Origin of the sequence: Methanothermobacter marburgensis str. Marburg (genome assembly GCF_000145295.1) — an archaeon.
GTDB classification, from domain to species: Archaea; Methanobacteriota; Methanobacteria; order Methanobacteriales; family Methanothermobacteraceae; genus Methanothermobacter; species Methanothermobacter marburgensis.
Map to the genome: position 1 here is coordinate 1564320 of NC_014408.1, position 18798 is coordinate 1583117.

Genomic DNA, 18798 nt, shown 5'->3' on the forward strand with positions numbered 1-18798 from the left:
TGGTGGTGTACGGCTATGAGAAAATATTTAAATGGTTAAGTTTAAATAGAGAAGTGTCTGTAGGGCCCGTAGTCTAGCCTGGAATATGACGTGGGACTTCGGATCCCAAGGTCGGGGGTTCAAATCCCCCCGGGTCCGTATTTCATCTGGTTCTGAATTTATACCTGTTAATTATAAACTCATAAGGTCGTCTATTCCATTTTACAGCCCCATTCATAGGGTATCAAGTCATTATCATTAGGGTCCAGCCGTCTTTCATCAACGTTTTCAGGATCATATAGAAGGGACGGCATGCCTATGACCACAGCAATATCTGTACCAATATTCTTTGTTCCATGAAATATCCCGGGAGGTATGTAAACAGCTCTTGGGTATCTTTCGCCCATAAAGATTTCATTTATTATACCATAGGTGGGTGAATCCCTGCGGTAGTCATAGAGCCAGTTTAACCATTCCATGCACACAGATCAGGCGATCTTGTTGCCTGGAATGTATGTGCCACCCTTTAACCATCCCCGGATATGAGTAAGATGCTATTATCTGTTTTATATCCGCCGCTTTCATTCCATGATCATCCAGACGCATTAGCTCTATAAGAAACCCCCTTTCATCTGAAAATGTCACGAGGTCCTTTATCACCCCCCTTCAATGGGTCTCTCACCATTAAATCCTGGCATTTTCTGCACGCGGGGTTTATCCATTTCTTCAAATGTCTTCATGGACTTTCCTCCTTATACATCCATGAAAGGGGATCCTTCCCATCGGGGAACATTGCACCATAAGGTTCAAAATATTTAAGATCCGTTACTGTGCAGAAATGCATCCCCCTATCCGATTCTACCATCATCAATGGTCTGGCTGCTTCTGTATCCCATGAACCATCATTCCTGTTGTATATACGATCATCGACCTCCAGATGCACAACCTTACCTACTATCAGTAGATATGGTACCTCCATGTAGGTATCCTCATAAATTCTGTGAAGTTCGCATTCCATCCATGCATAGCATCCCCTGATTCCCGGCACTGTCACCTTTGCTGATGGTTTCTCTTCAAGACCAGCCAGTTCAAATTCATCAATCTCTGGGGGAACATGGGATGCTGTGGGGATTACTTTCTCAACCATGTCTGCACCTGGCAGATTTATAACAAACTCCTCTGTCTCCATTATGTTCACATATGTATCCCTCATCTTAGCTGATGCCACACAGATAAGGTCAAATGGCCTGAGAATGGGCATCAGACATGAATAGGGGGCTATATTCCTTATACCTTCACCACTCACGGTTGATATGAATGCCACCGAAGTGGTATTAATGATTCTCTCTTAAAATTTTTTAATATCATATAATCACCGTATTCTATATTAATTTAATAAATATATAAGGGTTTCAGTGTTATATAATTCCTAAATAATCGGACAGCCCGGTGGAAAAACCAGCCCCGAAAACCTAAGAAGAAGATCCAGACAACCAGCAACACAGAAAAACATCAGAACATCAAGCACCGAGGAAATGCAGAACATCAAAGGTAAATGCTGGCAGTTTGTGGGTGGTATTTTAGGAAGGGTCTTCTGGGCCTATTATACGGTCTATGGTCTGATTCAGTGGTATGGCGATAATATCAACCCCGGGTTTAAGAGGATCCCCCAGGCATACCGGTGGGTTCACAGGTACCATCTCGACAGATAAAAAAATAGATAAATGGTGGGTTTTAATGAAATCAGAGAAGAGTTATTTTGTAAGTATGGCTGGAATGGTGATTGTTCTCATATCAACACTCCTAATCCTATTCTCAGGGGGCATTCCGGCAAGCGGACTCTTTCAACTCATCTATCAGCGGCTGAACACAGCCCTCTTTTACCTGCTGCTCAATCTACTCCTGCTAAGTCTCCTGAAGGCATGGTGGGGGGAGAACTGGCCACCATGTCTCCTATCCCTTGCCATCATCAACATCACAGGTATCACCTATTCAACACTCATGGATATCAGTTTAACCAAAGGCACAATAGAGAGCCTATGGTCAGCCATTCTCCCAGCCGGAATAATCAACATCATCCCAGAACCCCTCAAACACAAAAGAACCCCAAAAGAGGGGATGAAAAAATAAATTAAATAAATCATCAACACCCTCGCCCATATCCACCAATTAACAGTATCCCCAAACCTGTACCAGAAAAAAAGGGGGATATACAGGGTTCCCGAAAACAAACCAGAAAAAAACCAATGACCCCGATGATCACCAGGTGACACGAAAGCAACCCCCCAGAAGAATCCTTTCCCATCAACGTGAATAATACATTAAAAGTGAACCGTAATATATATATGAGTTTTTCTTATAGATTTATTATCAATTTATGGTGGTGATAATGGATGAGAAAGTCGTGTCTTTGGGGTTTGCTGATCCTCCTCACACTCGCAGTATCCTTTAACGCTGCCGCAGCCGCAGAAACCCCGCAGGATAACAGCAGCAACCCCACCGATCCCATGGAACTATCCACAGCAGATAACCCTGAAGGGAACTTCACGGATCCAGCAGAGTTCACCATAGACGATAACATCACAGCCGACACCACAGGAGTGGTTATGCAGACCAGGAACTACACCTGCGGGCCGGCAGCACTCGCCACACTACTCCAGAACCTTGGAATAAACACAACCGAAGATGAGCTCGCAGACCTCGCCGAAACCACAGAAGACGGAACAACAATGCAGGGACTCATCAAAGCAGCAAAGGCCAAAGGCGTGAATGCAGTCGCAAAGAGGGTTTCTGTAGAAAACCTGAAACCTGGGATGATAGTCTACATGGACGGTCATTACAGTGTCATAAGAGATGTGGATAATGAGACAGTTTCACTGGCAGACCCCAGCCTCGGGAAGATATCAAGACCACTTGAAGAATTTAAAGATGAATACAGTGGTATGGCACTACTTATAAGTGGAAACAACACATCAGCGGACGGAACAGGAGATAACCTCTCAGAAAACACCACAGAAGAACCATCGCCAGAAGAAATTGAAAACATAAAAGGAAGATATCACACAAGCTACACGGAATACAGGAAAGTATACGTGCGTATAGAATATCGGTGGGTCTGTGGGTGGCACAAAGAGGTTGTAGGGGGTATACATACAATATTTGGAACTTTTCCACTTTACAGAGAAGTATGGGGCTGGTACAGAGTCTATGATCCGCACTATGAACTAAGAGTCATAGCCATTAAGAGGTGAAAAGTATGGATAGAAGGCATTTTCTGATTCTTGGTCTGCTTGCTGGCTTTTTTGTGGGTTACGGAGTGAGTGAGCTTCTTATAGCAGGTATTTCCCTTCCATCCAGTGGAAATGATCTCGCTAAACCCTTAACAGGCGCTGAAGCCGTGAAATATAAGGAGGAGTGCCGTGCACTTGACCTTTCCACTTCAAGGGAGGATCCATACGCCCTCAACGGTCAGAAGGTCTGGGTTGAGGGAACAGTGTATAAAAAGGGGGAATCATACGGTGTCAAACCACAGGAAACCTTCATTGCCCTCAAGATCAACACCACACCAGACTACATACTCCTAAGTTACGCCGGGAAAACCCCAATAAAAAAGGGGGACCATATAAAAGCATATGGTGAATACTTCTACCCTGCAGAGGACACAACCACACCTGAACTCAAAAATAAAGAACTCCCTCTGATAAAAGTCGTCTACATTGAGAAAATAAACAGCTGATACATCAAACACATGGAACACAAAACACTCCAACATTCTAGTTAATAGAACAGTAACCAATTATTTTTTAAAAGAGGGGAAAAGCTATGAAATATAAAAGGTTTATATTAACGTTACTGGCGGTTTTTGCCATAACTGCGGCTATAGTTCTATCAGGGTGGCTGCAGGGGGATGAGCTGGCCCCATTCTTCTATGTTGTCTCAGGGGACCCTGTTGATTCAGCAGCCTATATTCTCATTTTAGATGTCATTGCTATACTGTTCATGACTGGTTTGAAGGGGGTTATCATAGACACGGGTGGATGCTATGACCATGACTTTACCGGGACACTACTAATCAGCGCCCTGTTCACACTGGGATTCAACCTCATAGGTTTAACAAACGCCATCCTCACAGAAACACCCATCAACAAAAATGTTGTGGGCACCACATGCGTCGCGATTACAGTAACCGCCACCGCATATATCGCCTTTACAGTGTTAACCATAATCAAACCAGTAACTGATTCAAAAGATTGAGAAAAAAGCATCATTAAAATACAGCAAGCAAAAAACTGAAAGTATCGGTTGAAGATGAGGGGTGAATGGCATGGTGAGGAGTTTAACTGGTGGAAGGTTTATTATATGGTTTGCCGGGACAGTGTACGGGGGTCCCTGGGGCAAAGCGGGTGCCCTTTATCTCATCTTTGAACCTGCAGAAAGGCGTCGTACACATTGTGGGTGGTGGTATTAAAGTACCGCCATTCCTCCTTATTCAGGAGGTTTTATAAATGTCATTTGATGAAAGAAGGTTTTTAGGCCTATTCACGGTTTTGATGGTAATTTCATTCCTCTATGTGTTTGATGTCCATGGAGCCTCAGAATTCATGGTTTTTCTCTTGATGCTTACCATGCTCTCCCTCTATGGCTATAGAACTTCAAACCAGCACAAAGGGCAGCTTAAAATTTTTGTTGAAACGGTCCTAACAGCACTCCTCCTCTACATCATACTGGTACTTCAACCAGCGCTAAACACCTTAAACTGGTATGTTGCCATCATATTACTGACAACACTCCCTGATCAACACACCCCAACTGAAAACCCTCCCAAGAACCAACAGTAAAAACAAAGAAACATAGAGTACCTTTTTGGGATGCTAAGCCCTAACTTATATCAATTGTTGAGGTAGAAGGGTGGCTTCATTGTGGAGATATTTGGGGGTTAGATTTCGATGGGTTCCAGGATTACAGTGAAAGCTAAATGGTCTGGTACCGTCACGAGGGTTATAGATTTGCATCATAATGGGGCCTCCCTACCCATTGGTAGGTGGTGATCTAGTGCGACGTGCATATGTACTCATGGCTGGGGTTATATTGCTCCTTTTTCCCTGGATGCTGAGCAGAAATTCAGGTTTCCTTCTGGGCCTGGCATTCGCCATCTTCACGGGACTCGTTATCGCACGCTTCAGTAAGCCTGCTGAAGAAAAGACCAACATGATAATATCAGCAGTATCCTGTTATACAATCCTTGTCCTGCTGCAGGCTCTTAGAAGTTTTCCATTAAATTCCTGGACATTGCTGTTCACAGCAGGGTCATTTTTCCTCTCACTGATCCTCATGCAAACAGGAAGCATTCTAAACAGCGCCCTCCCCCAGTAAACATTTAATTTCTGGGAAGCCAATGCTGAGACCAGGTAATCAATTTAACGTTTTTATCTGGATGATCATCTGGTGAACTGAATATAACCTAATGATAAAAAATAAAATTTTAGGCCCTGAAACATGGGATGCAGACTATTTCACCATTCTTTATTCTTGCCCTGTGCTCCGAAACCGGTTCTCCGCATTCAGCGCATCTCACCGATCCATAGATCCTCGCCTTCTCTGGAATCTCCTCCACCACATCGGTGACATCAAAGAGTTCATGGGGGTCCATTTCAAGTATCCTGTCTGTCATTTCAGCCCTGTCAGCAGCTCCCAGTTCATCCATGAGTTCATCAATGGTCTTTTTAAGGGATATCCTTATTCCCTCCCCTGTTTTTCTGTTCAGGAACGTGTAGACATGTTTTCCATGGTCCCTGAATATCAGGTTTCCCTTACCGAATGTGCATCCTGTCATAAACTGGATGGAGTCTATGCTGCAGCTGTCGTTCTCAACAACCGCGACTATCTCCTCATCCTCTGATCTTCCAAACCTATCTGCCACGATCTTTCCAACCTTGTATCCAAGGGCTGTCCCTGCACAGGAATGACCGTGAAATTTGACTATGTCACTATAATCCATTAAATCACCTTTTAGAGTCTATCATATGAAATTATTCATTGACTATGGCCTCCTTGAAGAACTCAGGGAGGAGCGACCTGTAGAGGGGGCTTCTGAAGAGCATCTCTATGTTACCGTCCAGTATGTAGGTGTAGCATGAGTCGTCATGCGCCCTCATCCCACGCCCATATGCCTGCATCAGTGTCATTATGGTCTTGTAGGCGTACCACCTCTGGTCCATCCTCTGCCTCCTGTTCACCTGCTTATCCCCAAGGTAGGGGAAGGGTATCTTGTAGATCACCTGGAACCTGCACTTATCATAGGGTAGATCAACACCCTCACTCATCGATGGGCTCACAAGGACCAGCGGTTCAGTGGAGTCCTCAAAGTATCTTAGAACGGCCTCCCTGTTGGATGCCTTGTGGTCGATGAGTCTCCTGTTTGGTATGTTCTCCATTATGAACCTCTGGCAGCGGTAGTTGTGTGTATGTATGAGTCCCTTATCGTTTCTGTGCCTTTCAAGTATTCTGTTCAATATGGGGATGGTCTCCGGGGCCGTCTGCTTTATCCGGTTCCTTGACATTTTCCCGGCGATCTTCAGTTCTATGGGTCTTCTTGATGCCGGGAATGGGCTGTCGACCCTTACGATGTAGGCCTCATCGGGTTTTATGCCCAGCCACTGGCAGAAGAGCCTCTCATTCAGTATTGTGGCGCTCATGAAGAGGCATGACTCAGAGTAGGAGAAGAGGCGGTCATGTGCATAGTGGTGGACCCTGAGGGGTTTGAATGAAACCGATTCACCGTCGGAATCAATAACCCAGTTTTTTGGTTCATCCTCAAGGCTCATTTTAAGTTCCGAAAGCCTCTTGATGGTCCTCTTTATCCTGTCCCTCCTCTTCCTGGGCAGTGATTCCAGTTCAAGGTCACTGTAGTGGTCGGCTATGGCCTCAACCTGGAGGATCCACTCGGCGGGGTCATCCTCCTGCATCATACTGGAGGGTATTGTCCTCTTAATGTCCTTCCTGAGGCGCCTGTTGGATATGGTGACCTCCAGTCGCTTCATGAGTTTATCCTCGATGTTGTGGGCCTCGTCCAGTATCATGAGATTCCTCCTGTCAAAGTGGCCCACGTAGTTCAGTTCAAGGAATGCGTAGTCATAGTTCATGAGGGTTATGGGGCTGTTTATGGCCTCTGCCTTCTGTTCCCAGTAGTGGCAGTGCTCATCTGTCCTGAAGAATACCCTGTTGCCATATGAGTCCTGGAATGCCTCCTCACCCAGGAGTGTTTCGCCCCTCACAACACCGTAGGGGCAGTGGAAGTTCTCTGATGAGGGGGTTGTCTGGCAGGTGCCCATGTCACAGGTTGACTCCAGGTCGTCGTTGCGGCAGAGGAAGTTGCCCCTCCCCTTCACAACCGGAAACCCGAATTCAGTGGCATACTGGTCCTGGAGCTGTTTTGTCATTGTGAGTATGTATGCAGGCTGGTAGATGCCTGCGAGGGTGCATGCTATTGCCGACTTTCCAGTACCTGTACCTGCCTCGAGTATAACGTAGCGGTAGCCGTCCTCAAGTGCCTGGTAGATGTCGTTTATGATATCAAGCTGCCCTGGTCTCGGCTGGGGAAAGGGAAAGTTCTCTATGATTTCGCAGGGTATGTGGGGATACCTCTTCTGGAGGTCCTCGTTGATGGAATCTGATTTCTCATCGGATTTTATGAGGTTCCTGAAGAATGAAAGGCGCCCCCTGCCCCTGCATGTGCAGTTATCCCTCATCATTCCACAGTCGGGACAGAAAAGTGGGTTTTCCATGGAGTCTATTTAAGGGTGAGGAACTATATAAGTTTAGAGAGTGCCACTGAAAACAAATTCATTGACTGCAGAATGATTATCAGGTGTTTCTAATGAATGGAAAACTCATAGGTGTGGGTGTTGGACCAGGTGACAGTGAACTTTTAACCATAAGGGCCCTGAAGGTTTTAAAATCAGTTCCAGTTATATGCGCTCCCCGTTCGTCATCTGAAAGGGACAGCATAGCCCTTTCAATTGTGAAGGATGTTTTAAGTGAACGTGACGATGATTACAGGGTGATTGATCCTGTATTTCCCATGACAGATGATAGGGGGGAACTTGAAAGGCACTGGGATGAGGCTGCCCGCCTGGTTTCAGGGGAACTTGCCTCAGGGAGGGATGTTGCATTTATAACCCTGGGTGACCCCTCCATCTACAGCACCTTCAGTTACCTTCAGAGGCGGATTGAGGATATGGGCTTTGAGACAGAGATGGTTCCTGGTGTGACATCGTTCACAGCGTGTGCTGCAAGTGCAGGTACGTCGATCGTGGAGGGTGATGAGATCCTTGTTGTGGTGCCAAGGGTCGATGAGCGCTTCAGGAACATAATTGAAAACGTTGATGCCTGCGTTATAATGAAGACCTCACGTCATGGGAGGCGCGCCAGGGATGTTGTGGAGTCTGACCCCCGGGAGAGGGATGTCGTATCTGTGGAGAACTGCAGCATGGATGATGAGGTGGTTGAGAGGGGCTTCCCGTCACAGGGGAGGTACCTTGCAACGACCATAGTGAGGTTCAGGGGCAGCATCTAATCGTGAAAGCCCTGGTGGGGTTCCTGGGTATCCTGACCATGAACCGGAACCCTCATGGGTTTATGAGGAACGAGCACCTCTCATCCCCCCTTGCATAGCATTCTGTCTCCTGTATTTCAACATCAGAATTGAAGTATCTGCCAAAAACGGCCTCAAGTATCCCTAAGTCCAGGGCACAGGCGGATTCCCCGATGTCAGGAAGCAGTCCGCATTCAAAGCAGTCGTAGGCCCTGATTATAAGTGGATCAGTGCTTTCCACCTTGAGTGTCCCCAGCCGGTTTATTCTCCAGAATCTTCTGAGGTTTTCAAGGAGATCCTCGAGGTTCCCTGCCCCTAAACTGGGGTATATGACCTCCCCTATCTTCAATCCCGCCTCGTGGAGAATGGGGTCGATGTTTATACCCTCCTTTATGAGTTCAACCCTGAGTACATGGAACATCAGCCTGAAGAACTCAAATGGGTCCCCCACTGAGGTCAGGTGTTTTGCAAGAAACTCTGTTTTTTCCTCATCCAGTTCTCCGCGCTTTTTTCTTCTGAGTTTACCCAGGTACCTTGAGTTTATTGAGAAGACCTTTATTCTCCTGTCTGCAGGGTCCGGCCTTTCAACGATGAGTCCGGCCATTCTGAGATCAGATAGGTGCTTTGATACCGTGGACTTGGATTTCCCGGTTATTCTGACTATATCCTGAAATCTGAGTTCCCTCTTTATGAGTTCTGATAGTATAAGTGATTTAACGGGACTCTCGATTACCTCTATTCCCCTATCCGTTGCGAATATTGTGAACTGCTGTCTTTCCCTCATTGAGCAGAGTTATGTTTCACCACCCATAAAATTGTTTCACTACCATAGAACAGAAAAAATTATATATTAGTTCGTAGGTTATAGTACATTCGATGACATACGAACTAAATATCCGGTGATAAGATGAAGGCCGCAGCAAAAAGAATATCCGATGGAGTATACTGGACTGGAGTCCTGGACTGGGATCTTAGAAACTACCATGGATACACCCTGCAGGGCACCACATACAACGCCTACCTTGTCTGTGGAGATGAGGGGGTTGCACTGATAGACAACTCCTACCCCGGCACCTTTGATGAGCTCATGGCAAGGGTTGAGGACGCCCTGCAACAGGTGGGAATGGAGAGGGTTGACTACATAATCCAGAACCACGTTGAAAAGGACCACAGCGGTGTCCTGGTGGAACTCCACAGGAGGTTCCCTGAAGCTCCCATCTACTGCACAGAGGTGGCTGTTAAGGGGCTCCTGAAACACTACCCCTCCCTCAGGGAAGCAGAGTTCATGACCGTGAAAACAGGGGATGTGCTTGATCTTGGCGGGAAGACACTGACATTCCTGGAGACCCCGCTGCTCCACTGGCCAGACAGCATGTTCACCCTACTTGATGAGGATGGGATACTCTTCTCAAACGACGCCTTTGGACAGCACCTCTGCTGCCCCCAGCGCCTTGACAGGGAGATACCAGAATACATCCTCATGGATGCTGCCAGGAAGTTCTATGCAAACCTCATAACCCCACTCTCAAAGCTGGTACTCAAAAAATTCGACGAAGTTAAGGAGCTTGGGCTCCTCGAAAGGATCCAGATGATCGCCCCATCCCATGGGCAGATCTGGACAGACCCCATGAAGATCATAGAGGCCTACACAGGCTGGGCCACAGGCATGGTGGATGAGAGGGTCACGGTGATCTACGACACCATGCACGGTTCAACCAGGAAGATGGCCCATGCCATAGCAGAGGGAGCTATGAGTGAGGGGGTCGATGTTAGGGTCTACTGCCTCCATGAGGATGACCGGAGCGAGATCGTGAAGGACATACTTGAAAGCGGCGCCATAGCACTTGGAGCCCCCACCATATACGACGAGCCCTACCCAAGCGTCGGAGACCTCCTCATGTACCTCAGGGGCCTCAAATTCAACAGAACCCTCACCAGGAAGGCCCTTGTATTCGGGTCAATGGGTGGAAATGGTGGTGCCACAGGCACCATGAAGGAGCTCCTTGCAGAGGCGGGATTCGATGTTGCCTGCGAGGAGGAAGTGTACTACGTGCCCACAGGTGATGAACTCGACGCCTGCTTTGAGGCCGGTAGAAAACTTGCAGCTGAAATCCGGAGGTGAGTGACATGAACGAAAACAGGACAGGCATATGCAGGGATACTGAGATCGAGAAGGTGGTTGATGCCAACTTCAGGGGAGAATGCAGCGAGGTTGGCATGTACCTTGCAATGGCGAGGCAGGCCCAGAGGGAGGGCCTACCTGAGGTGGCAGAGGCCCTCAGAACCATAGCCCTTGAGGAGGCTGAGCATGCCGCCAGGTTTGCAGAGCTCAATGGCGTGATCAGAGACAACCTCAAGGAGAACATCGAGATGATGCTTGAGGGTGAAGAGGCTGCCAGCAGGGAAAAGGGTGAAGCGGCCCTCAGGGCCACAGAGTGTGGTGTTGATGAGGCCCGTGACTTCTTCCATGAGAGCTCAAGGGATGAGGGAAGGCATGCCCGTATGCTCAGGGGCATTCTTGAGAGGTACTTCAAGGGATAGAGATGTACGTCTGCAGGATATGCCAGTACCAGGTCCCTGACAGGGATTTCAGCGAACTTGGGGATGGCTGGGTCTGCCCCCAGTGTGGTGTGGGAAGAGACGAGTTTGAACACTCAGCCGATTCATCATCCCCTGAGCAGCCATTCATGCTCATGTTCAGGGCCATCACAGAGAGCCTCTGGAAGGTCCTCGGCAATGGTTCCCAGGGAGTCACAAGGGAGATGGGCTTCGTCCTGGCAGAGATCATTGACCCTGAGGATCCTGTAAAATCAACAGCAGAATACTTCCTCAGCCATGGATTCGCGGCATCCATCGAGTGCTCTGAAGGAGAGAAGCATGTGATGGATGTGAAAAACTGCAGGTTCTATGGTTTCTGCCGCTCCCTTGAGGACGATGGGGTCACAGTATCCACCTGCCCCTATGCAAACACCGCTGCAGCGGCCCTTGAGACCTCCACAGGATACAGGTACAGGATAAGGAGGCTTCCAGGGGAATACGGTCACATCATCGAACTTTCAGGGGTATCAAAAAAATAGGGGCTACCAGATTCAAACCCTCCATCCTCTTAATTGAATTTTTTCTTATCCTTGCCAGATAAAACAGAATTTTTATGAATTTGAATAAAATCAGGGCCCTGCACTATTTTTTATTATAATAAAGGTTGGCGTAGGGTGGTTCGTCTGCAATTTCTCCAACTATCCTCTCTGCAAGTTCAAGTGATCTCTCACTGCCCTCAACCAGCATATAAAATGCCCCCTCGGCACCGCAGACTCCTCCAGCTGCAACCGGCTCTGCAGATGCGCCTGTTAGAAGTTCCAGGGCATCAACCTCGGTGAATACCCTGCCGGGTATGGGAAGCATGCCTGGCCCATCGGCAGCTGCTGAGTTGAGTTTGAGTGCAGTAGCATCAAGGTCCCCGGGTATTATCTTCTCAAGGCCCACGGGTACTATAAGACCTGTTTTTCTCCCCACCGCGGCCTGCAGTGCAGCAAGCACCGTGCCCCCCATGGGGTGACCTATGTAGACAGCGGCCCTTCCTGATCGATAGTCGAGGGCGTTGGCACCCTTGAGTACGAGGTCCCCCCTTCCAAGTTCGTCTGCAACATCAAATATTTCAAGACCACGCTCCCATCTGCCGTCTCTGATCACGACGTCACCTGGAAAATCTGTGCCCATGCGACCCATATCATCCCTTCTGATATTTGCGGGGACCGTTATACCCCTGTGAAAGCCCCTTCGATCAAATCCATCCTCACCGATTCCGGCCAGGATCTCCTCTGCTATGTAGCCATTGGTTGTCCCTGCAATTATAACAAGGGTTCCATCCTCAAGAACCCTCTCCACCTCTGGGTGCCGAAGCATTCCCCTGGCAATCAGGCGTTTACCCGCCGCAGGGGTTATGAGAAACTGCTTCATTTCAATCATCCTGCTTGCTGTTCACCCTTTTGAGTTTTTCACATGCAGCCTCCGCTGCAAGGATTATGGGGTCGATGACCATTGAAACAGGGGGCGCATACGAAAACTCTGTCCAGGCAAGATCTGAACATGTGAGTCCCTGTGATATGGCAAGTGACATGGTGTCAACCCTTTCAGCCACCCTCTCCTTTGCAACCATCTGGCACCCGATTATCCTTCCCTTAAGGTCACATATCATCTTCACATCAATCCTCTCGGCGCCGGGATAGTATCTGGCCTTTGTAAGGGCCCTCTTCTTTCCTGAGACCACCTTTATCCCGCTCTGGAGTGCCATGACCTCTGTGAGCCCAACAGCACCGAACTCGAGTTCACCTATCTTTGATACCATGGCGTTGAGAACCGGCCTGAAGGTTGCATCAAGACCCACTATGTTCCTTGCAGCCACCCGGGCCTGTCTCACAGCAGTTGAACCCAGTGGTGACTGGGTCCTGAAGCCTGTCACGGCATCGTAGACCTCAACGCAGTCCCCGACGGCATAAATGTCAGGTACGCTTGTCTGCATCCTCTCATTGACCCTTACCGCCCACTGTCCCAGTTCGCATCCCGCCATCCGCGCAAGTTTTGTCTCTGGCCTCACCCCTGTTGCGAGGACCACAAGGTCTGCCTCAATGCACTCATCTCCCACAGCAACCGCCTCGACCCTTTCGTCTCCGGTTATCCTCTCAAGTGCCTTTCCAAGGACAACCCTTATCCCCTTCTCCTCAAGGTACTCCTGTACTATGGCTGCCATGTCAGGGTCCAGGGAACGGGGGACGATCTGTGGCAGCATCTCTGTCACGGTGACTTCAAGTCCCATTTTCAGAAGCCCATATGCTATCTCAAGACCTATGAGCCCTGCGCCCACCACTACGGCTTTTTTACTTTTGGAGGCCCATTCACTTATCCTCTCACCGTCTGTGAGCGTCCTTATGGTGAACACCCCCTCAAGGTCAACCCCCTCAACCGGTGGTATGAATGGGGAGCCCCCGGTTGCAAGGACAAGGACGTCGTAGGGTATTTCATGGCGTTTACCATCCTTCACATAGGTCACGGTTTTTTTATGGGAGTCAACCTCTTCTACCTCGGTTTCTGTGAGGATATCTATGTTGCGTTCCCTGTAGTCCTCTGGCTGGTGCATCACTATATCATCAAAGCACTCAACCTCCCCGCACATAACGTAGGGTATGGCGCAGGGTGAATATGCCACGTGCTTATCACGGGTTATAACAGTTATCTCTGCATCCTTATCATATTTTCTTATGTTTGAGGCCGTTGAAAGTCCTCCGGCCCCTCCACCAACTATAACAACTCTCATTTATCCCTTTCTCCCTCAGAGTTATCACTTATGGTTTTATTTTTTATCTCATAAATAACTCGATATATTTATAAATTTGGATGTATGAATAGATTTCAGTGCACGGGTTTATGTGCCAGAAACTGTAAAGAGGATCACCATGAAGAAGAGGGTTCTTTTCATATGCAGAAACAACTCAGGAAGGTCCCAGATGGCTGAGGGTATTCTCAGAAACATGTACGGGGAACACTACCATGTCCAGAGTGCCGGAAGCCAGCCAAGGGAAATCAACCCCCTGACAGTGAAGGTGATGGAGGAGATTGGAATCGATATGAGCTCCCATAAGCCCACCGACCTCAGGGAACTCGAGGGTGAGGAGTTTGATGTGGTTGTGAGTCTCTGTGATGAGACATGCCCTGTATTCCCTGGTGGTAAGAGGTACATCCATGCTGAGTTCCCGGACCCTGCAGGTGGGGATATAGCCAGATTCAGAAGGATACGCGACGAGATCGCAGAGTGGATAAGGACTGAATTCAAGCCGGGGGATGATTGAATGGTCAGGGTTGCAATAGTGACAGACGGCCCCTACGGTGAAAGGACCCACGAGAACATAGGTGAGGAGTTTGAAACAGATTTCATTGAACTTGAGGCCCCCTCAGGCATATTCGCAGATGAAGTTGAAATACCAGAGGAAAAGATTGAGCAGATAGTATCAGCGGATATCGTTATAACCTACATACTCCATCCTGACCTCACACTTGAACTTGTGGACCGCATCCACAATCAGGTTGACTGGATAATAGTGGGTGCCTGGAGGGGTGAGGGCTTCAGAAATCAGCTGCTGGGCTACGGGAATGTCACAGCACCAGAGAACATGTGCGACCTTGAGGAGAACGGGAATCCCTCCTTTGATGAATTCGTATCGAAATTTGGAAAGCCAGTGGTTGAGGTTGATGTTGAAGACGACAGGGTAAAAGATATAAGGGTCCTCAGGTGTTCACCCTGCGGTGCAACACGGTTTGTTGCAGAGGAACTTGTCGGAACTGAGGTGAAGGATCTGCCTGTACGTGCAGGTCTTAAGATACAGCATTACCCCTGCAGAGCCGCCAAGATGAGGTTATTTGCAGATGATGAGTGCAAGAAGGAGCTGGCTGCCAGGATCCACTGTGAGGCCTTTGAGAGGGCACTTGAAAATCAGTGAAAACTATCATTATTATTCATAATAAATTATTTATTTTATGGATGCGAAGATAGATCCATGGAGAAAAAACTGCTCACAATAGTCCTCCTTGAGGGTCCCTACCGCCATCAGTATGCGGATATAGCATCAGAACTGGCAGAAAGCGCCATGAAAAATGGCTACGATGTTAACATATTCCTTTACATGGATGGAACACATGTACCGAAAAGGGACCAGGCCCCCCAGTCATTCCCCAATGTGGCGGAAAAATTCAGGGCCCTTGTAAGGTCCGGTGTTAATGTGATATCCTGCATAAGGTGCTCCACAGCACGGGGCTACACCTGTTCAGAGAAGCCCTACATAAAGGGCGTGGAGATAAAAAGTGTTTATGAACTGGCAGAATGGATAAAGAAAAGTCACCGTGTGATAAGTCTGGGTTGTTAAAATGAAATCCTCACTCATAATAATAGACAGGGCCCCCTATGGATCTGAAGATGCGTTCAGTGGTTTCTATGTTGTCATAGCATGTCTGAACAGTGGCCTTGACTCTGATGTTCTCCTAATGGAGGACGGTGTCTACGCTGCAGTTGCAGATCAGAAATCAGAGAGCATAGGGTACCCGAATGTGGAGGAGCTCACATACCTCATATTTCCAGAGGGTAGCATACTGGTACATGAGGGGTCCCTCAGGGAGAGGGGGCTTGTGGAGGAGGATCTTGTTGAGGCTGCAGAGATAATAAACGATGAGGAGCTCCATGAGATAATCTCTGCAAAGGGTGAAACCGCAGTTATCAGGATATGAGGTGCCGTTATGGAAATGGATGAGGTTAAAAGGGAGCTCATCCCTGATGGGTCCCTTGTAAGGGAGGTTACCCTCAAACAGGTTAAGCCATGCATTGCAAGTGAGGGGAAAATAAGGGTCCTTATGGAGCTTGACTCTGAAATCGGAGACATCATACCCCTCCTGGCAAATATGTATCCGCCAGGTGCTGTGAATTATGTTAAGAAGAAAAACATTCTCACTCTCACCATCTACGACAGGCTCATAAGCCTCTACCCCTCAGGGAAGGTCAGCATGAACAAAAACCATGACGTGGAGGAGGCCTTTGATATCATAAGGAGGATCATGGAAAGGATAAACCAGGCCTTCGAGGCCTACATGAGGGGTGTGCGTGGAAGGGACGTGGAAAGCATTGGACCCCTCGATATACAGAGGTGCCTCCCTGGTAGCAACTGTGGAGAATGCGGTGAATCAACATGCATGGCCTTTGCAATGAAGCTCCTGAACGGTGAGCAGAAACTCGATAACTGCTACCCCCTCAAGGAGCCATGGATGCAGGAGAATGTCCAGTGCCTTGAGAAACTTCTTGGTGAGCAGCTCATGGAGACACTGGGGTGGAGCGGTTACTGATGGGTTCTGTGGGGTTCCTTGTAACTAAAAGTCCATCTGAACTGGGTTTCAGGACATTCCTTGACCTTGTGGGGATATGGAGGGAGGATGAACTCACCGTGTACCTCATATCCAGTGGTGTGTATGCTGCAATGAAAAAAAACAGGTATTCCCACACCATCAGAGAACTGTCAGAGACCGAGGCTGTTTTTGCAAGGAAGGAGGATCTAATGGCAAGGGGCATAACCCGTGACATGCTCATTGATGGTGTGGAAATACTTGAGGGTTTTGACAGGATAGTTGTGGATATCATGGAGAAGCACCGGATGGTCTTCACCATCTAATCCTCTGGTTTTACAGGTTTTCTTGCACCCCTTATACCTCCACGGGAGACCATGATTTCACCTCCATTCTGTTATCATAAACCAGTCAGAGTACCTGCCGTGTAGACAAGGAATGACGCAATCCAGGCAACCAGCAGGGAATATGCGGGGGAGAAGAGGGCCCATTTTGTACCGGCCTCCTGCTTTATTACGGCAAGTGTTGCGAGGCAGGGGGTGTAGAGCAGTATGAATACCATGAAGGAGAAGGCCTCCAGTGGCGTGAATATCCCCTGAATGGTTGCTGCAACATCACCGGTGCCGTATACCGTCCCGAAGGTGCTTATTACAAGTTCCTTTGCGGCAAACCCGAATATGATTGCAACCGCGGACTGCCAGTCCCCGAAGCCCAGTGGCTGGAAGATGGGTGCTATCATGGACCCTGTAATCCCCAGGATTGATGATGAAACGTTCCCTCCCGGGAAGTTCGAGAGGAACCATATCACCAGTGAACCTGCCAGTATGATGGTCCCAGCCCTCTTTATAAACTGAACACCCCTCATGTAGGTGTGGATGAGAAGTGCCTTAAGTCTTGGAAGCCTGTAGGGTGGAAGCTCCATGAGGAAGAGTGAACCTTCACCCTCCAAGATTCTATCACCGAGTAAGCGGGCGGTCAGTATGGCCACCACTATCCCGAGAATGTAAAGTGAGAATATCACCCAGCCCTGGTAGATAACCGGGAAGAGGGCTGCTGTGAATAGCACATAGACAGGGAGCCTTGCGCTGCATGACATGAAGGGCACTATTAGTGCCGTTATTATCCTCTCCCTCTCAGAGTCTATCGTTCTTGTGGCCATGACGCCCGGTACGCAGCATCCGAAACCCAGCACCATGGGGATGAATGACCTTCCACTGAGGCCCCCCAGGGTGTTCATCACACGATCCATGACAAATGCAGCCCTGGCAAGGTAACCTGAATCCTCAAGGAAGGACAGGAGGAAGAAGAGGATGAATATGTTGGGTATGAATACCAGGACCGACCCTACACCACCTATCACCCCATCAGATAGAAGGGATGCCAGGATAGAATCACCCATGACGCCATGAACCGCATCTGCAAGGTATGAAAAGGCGGAATCCAGCAGGTCTGTCAGTGGGGCCCCTGCAGTGAATGTCAGCTGAAAAATCAGCCACATCACCCCAAGGAGTACCGGAAGGCCAAGGTACCTGTTGAGCGCAATTCTGTCAATAATCTCTGAACCTGTAACCCGATCCACCGGTGGCTTTCTGAGTGTACTCTCAAGGAGGGCCTCTATAAGCCCATACCTGGCATCGGATACAATCACGTCGGCCTTCACAGAGTATTCATCCTCAAGGATCCTGCGAATCCTCCTGAATTCATCATGAATTTCCTCTCCGACCATTGAGACCACCCTCTCATCGCCCTCAAGGAGCTTTATTATGATCCATTGCGGTGGAACTTTGAGTTCGCTACCCCTGATGAGTTCATATAATCTGTTCAGAGATTCATGTCTCAGGAATTCATATCCGGGGATCCTGGGTTCACCTTTACTCCATTCGATTACCCCTTCAAGGAGCTCATCCTGCTCGCCTTCAGTTGCCTCGATCCTCACAACAGGCACGCCAAGGAGTTCCTCAAGCTTCCCATAATCCAGACTGTAACCCCTCCTCTCAGCCTCCCGATTGAGGTTCACTGCGATGATGGTGTTAAGGCCAAACTCCATTATCTGGAGGGCCAGGTAAAGGTTTCTTTCGAGATTGGATGCATCGACAACGTTTATCACAAGATCCGGAGACTCCTCAAGGAGGTAATCAATCACCACCTCCTCCTCTGGAGAACCAGCTGCAAGGCTGTAGGTTCCAGGGAGATCTATGACCTCAATGTCACATCCCCTGAAGTGCAGGTATCCCTCCTTCTTTTCAACGGTTTTACCTGGCCAGTTGCCGACGTGCTGATTTAGACCTGTGAGGCTGTTGAATAGGGTGCTCTTACCCACATTCGGGTTTCCTGCAAGGGCTATCATC

At 48.5% G+C, this 18798-nt stretch carries 25 protein-coding genes and 1 tRNA gene; 17 read left to right on the forward strand and 9 right to left on the reverse strand.

Features of this window, described 5'->3' with window-relative positions; genetic code table 11:
* The first annotated feature begins 62 nt into the window (after positions 1–62).
* Positions 63–138 (forward strand) — tRNA-Arg (locus MTBMA_RS08430).
* A 53-nt stretch (positions 139–191) separates the two neighbouring features.
* Here the strand turns inward: MTBMA_RS08430 and MTBMA_RS09150 are convergent.
* From MTBMA_RS09150 to MTBMA_RS08445, 3 genes are all read right to left on the reverse strand, one after another.
* Complete coding sequence (locus MTBMA_RS09150) at positions 192–458, reverse strand: dTDP-4-dehydrorhamnose 3,5-epimerase family protein (protein ID WP_013296504.1); 267 nt, start codon at positions 456–458, stop codon at positions 192–194.
* Positions 433–585, reverse strand: a complete 153-nt coding sequence (locus MTBMA_RS09360; RefSeq protein WP_370511839.1) for a hypothetical protein — start codon at positions 583–585, stop codon at positions 433–435. Before MTBMA_RS09360 ends, MTBMA_RS09150 begins: the two co-directional genes overlap by 26 nt.
* A gap of 130 nt (positions 586–715) precedes the next feature.
* Positions 716–1303, reverse strand: coding sequence for a flavin reductase family protein (locus MTBMA_RS08445; RefSeq protein WP_013296506.1), 588 nt, complete (start codon positions 1301–1303; stop codon positions 716–718).
* Between the two features lie 413 nt (positions 1304–1716).
* On the opposite strand from MTBMA_RS08445, the gene MTBMA_RS08450 reads away from it, so the two are divergent.
* From MTBMA_RS08450 to MTBMA_RS08475, 6 genes are all read left to right on the forward strand, one after another.
* Positions 1717–2109 (forward strand): hypothetical protein, encoded by a 393-nt coding sequence (locus MTBMA_RS08450; RefSeq protein ID WP_013296507.1) that lies wholly within the window; start codon positions 1717–1719, stop codon positions 2107–2109.
* 263 nt (positions 2110–2372) lie between these two features.
* Entirely contained in the window at positions 2373–3230 is an 858-nt protein-coding gene (locus MTBMA_RS08455) for a C39 family peptidase (protein ID WP_013296508.1), read from the forward strand.
* Positions 3231–3235: 5 nt separating this feature from the next.
* A complete protein-coding gene (locus tag MTBMA_RS08460) occupies positions 3236–3715 on the forward strand; it encodes a hypothetical protein (RefSeq protein WP_013296509.1) in 480 nt (159 codons plus the stop codon).
* Positions 3716–3801: 86 nt separating this feature from the next.
* A complete protein-coding gene (locus MTBMA_RS08465; protein WP_013296510.1) occupies positions 3802–4233 on the forward strand; it encodes a hypothetical protein in 432 nt (143 codons plus the stop codon).
* Between the two features lie 251 nt (positions 4234–4484).
* Complete coding sequence (locus tag MTBMA_RS08470; protein WP_013296512.1) at positions 4485–4817, forward strand: hypothetical protein; 333 nt, start codon at positions 4485–4487, stop codon at positions 4815–4817.
* Positions 4818–5052: 235 nt separating this feature from the next.
* Entirely contained in the window at positions 5053–5352 is a 300-nt protein-coding gene (locus MTBMA_RS08475) for a hypothetical protein (protein WP_048901247.1), read from the forward strand.
* Between the two features lie 109 nt (positions 5353–5461).
* Here MTBMA_RS08475 and MTBMA_RS08480 read toward each other — a convergent pair whose 3' ends face one another.
* Entirely contained in the window at positions 5462–5977 is a 516-nt protein-coding gene (locus MTBMA_RS08480) for an FmdE family protein (RefSeq protein WP_013296514.1), read from the reverse strand.
* A 31-nt stretch (positions 5978–6008) separates the two neighbouring features.
* A complete protein-coding gene (locus tag MTBMA_RS08485; protein WP_013296515.1) occupies positions 6009–7763 on the reverse strand; it encodes a helicase C-terminal domain-containing protein in 1755 nt (584 codons plus the stop codon).
* Between the two features lie 92 nt (positions 7764–7855).
* On the opposite strand from MTBMA_RS08485, the gene cobI reads away from it, so the two are divergent.
* Complete coding sequence (gene cobI / locus MTBMA_RS08490) at positions 7856–8554, forward strand: precorrin-2 C(20)-methyltransferase (RefSeq protein ID WP_013296516.1); 699 nt, start codon at positions 7856–7858, stop codon at positions 8552–8554.
* Positions 8555–8606: 52 nt separating this feature from the next.
* On the opposite strand, the gene MTBMA_RS08495 is transcribed toward cobI, so the two are convergent.
* A complete protein-coding gene (locus tag MTBMA_RS08495) occupies positions 8607–9356 on the reverse strand; it encodes a V4R domain-containing protein (RefSeq protein ID WP_013296517.1) in 750 nt (249 codons plus the stop codon).
* A 123-nt stretch (positions 9357–9479) separates the two neighbouring features.
* Between MTBMA_RS08495 and MTBMA_RS08500 the strand changes: the two genes are divergently transcribed.
* Genes MTBMA_RS08500 through MTBMA_RS08510 form a run of 3 tightly spaced genes read left to right on the forward strand, consistent with a single transcriptional unit; the run spans position 9480 to position 11649 of the window.
* On the forward strand, positions 9480–10694 hold the full coding sequence (locus MTBMA_RS08500; protein WP_013296518.1) for an FprA family A-type flavoprotein: 1215 nt from the start codon (positions 9480–9482) through the stop codon (positions 10692–10694).
* 5 nt (positions 10695–10699) lie between these two features.
* Positions 10700–11113, forward strand: coding sequence for a ferritin-like domain-containing protein (locus MTBMA_RS08505; protein WP_013296519.1), 414 nt, complete (start codon positions 10700–10702; stop codon positions 11111–11113).
* Positions 11114–11115: 2 nt separating this feature from the next.
* On the forward strand, positions 11116–11649 hold the full coding sequence (locus tag MTBMA_RS08510; RefSeq protein WP_013296520.1) for a rubredoxin: 534 nt from the start codon (positions 11116–11118) through the stop codon (positions 11647–11649).
* 103 nt (positions 11650–11752) lie between these two features.
* Here the strand turns inward: MTBMA_RS08510 and MTBMA_RS08515 are convergent, their stop codons facing one another.
* Positions 11753–12538 (reverse strand): hypothetical protein, encoded by a 786-nt coding sequence (locus MTBMA_RS08515; RefSeq protein ID WP_013296521.1) that lies wholly within the window; start codon positions 12536–12538, stop codon positions 11753–11755.
* The gene (locus MTBMA_RS08520; RefSeq protein ID WP_013296522.1) at positions 12531–13883 is read right to left on the reverse strand and encodes an FAD-dependent oxidoreductase; all 1353 of its coding nucleotides are present in this window, start codon (positions 13881–13883) and stop codon (positions 12531–12533) included. Before MTBMA_RS08520 ends, MTBMA_RS08515 begins: the two co-directional genes overlap by 8 nt.
* 139 nt (positions 13884–14022) lie before the next feature.
* On the opposite strand from MTBMA_RS08520, the gene MTBMA_RS08525 reads away from it, so the two are divergent.
* The 6 genes from MTBMA_RS08525 to tusB are packed head-to-tail and all read left to right on the forward strand — an operon-like array spanning position 14023 to position 16776.
* Entirely contained in the window at positions 14023–14415 is a 393-nt protein-coding gene (locus MTBMA_RS08525) for an arsenate reductase ArsC (protein ID WP_013296523.1), read from the forward strand.
* Positions 14416–15063 (forward strand): DUF166 domain-containing protein, encoded by a 648-nt coding sequence (locus tag MTBMA_RS08530; protein ID WP_013296524.1) that lies wholly within the window; start codon positions 14416–14418, stop codon positions 15061–15063.
* Between the two features lie 57 nt (positions 15064–15120).
* A complete protein-coding gene (locus MTBMA_RS08535; protein WP_013296525.1) occupies positions 15121–15486 on the forward strand; it encodes a DsrE/DsrF/TusD sulfur relay family protein in 366 nt (121 codons plus the stop codon).
* Between the two features lies 1 nt (position 15487).
* Entirely contained in the window at positions 15488–15844 is a 357-nt protein-coding gene (locus MTBMA_RS08540; RefSeq protein ID WP_013296526.1) for a DsrE family protein, read from the forward strand.
* Between the two features lie 9 nt (positions 15845–15853).
* Positions 15854–16453, forward strand: a complete 600-nt coding sequence (locus MTBMA_RS08545; protein ID WP_013296527.1) for a (Fe-S)-binding protein — start codon at positions 15854–15856, stop codon at positions 16451–16453.
* Entirely contained in the window at positions 16453–16776 is a 324-nt protein-coding gene (tusB, locus tag MTBMA_RS08550) for a sulfurtransferase complex subunit TusB (RefSeq protein ID WP_013296528.1), read from the forward strand. Before MTBMA_RS08545 ends, tusB begins: the two co-directional genes overlap by 1 nt.
* A 74-nt stretch (positions 16777–16850) precedes the next feature.
* Here tusB and feoB read toward each other — a convergent pair whose 3' ends face one another.
* Positions 16851–18797, reverse strand: coding sequence for a ferrous iron transport protein B (feoB, locus tag MTBMA_RS08555; protein ID WP_148215635.1), 1947 nt, complete (start codon positions 18795–18797; stop codon positions 16851–16853).
* Position 18798: the final 1 nt, after the last annotated feature.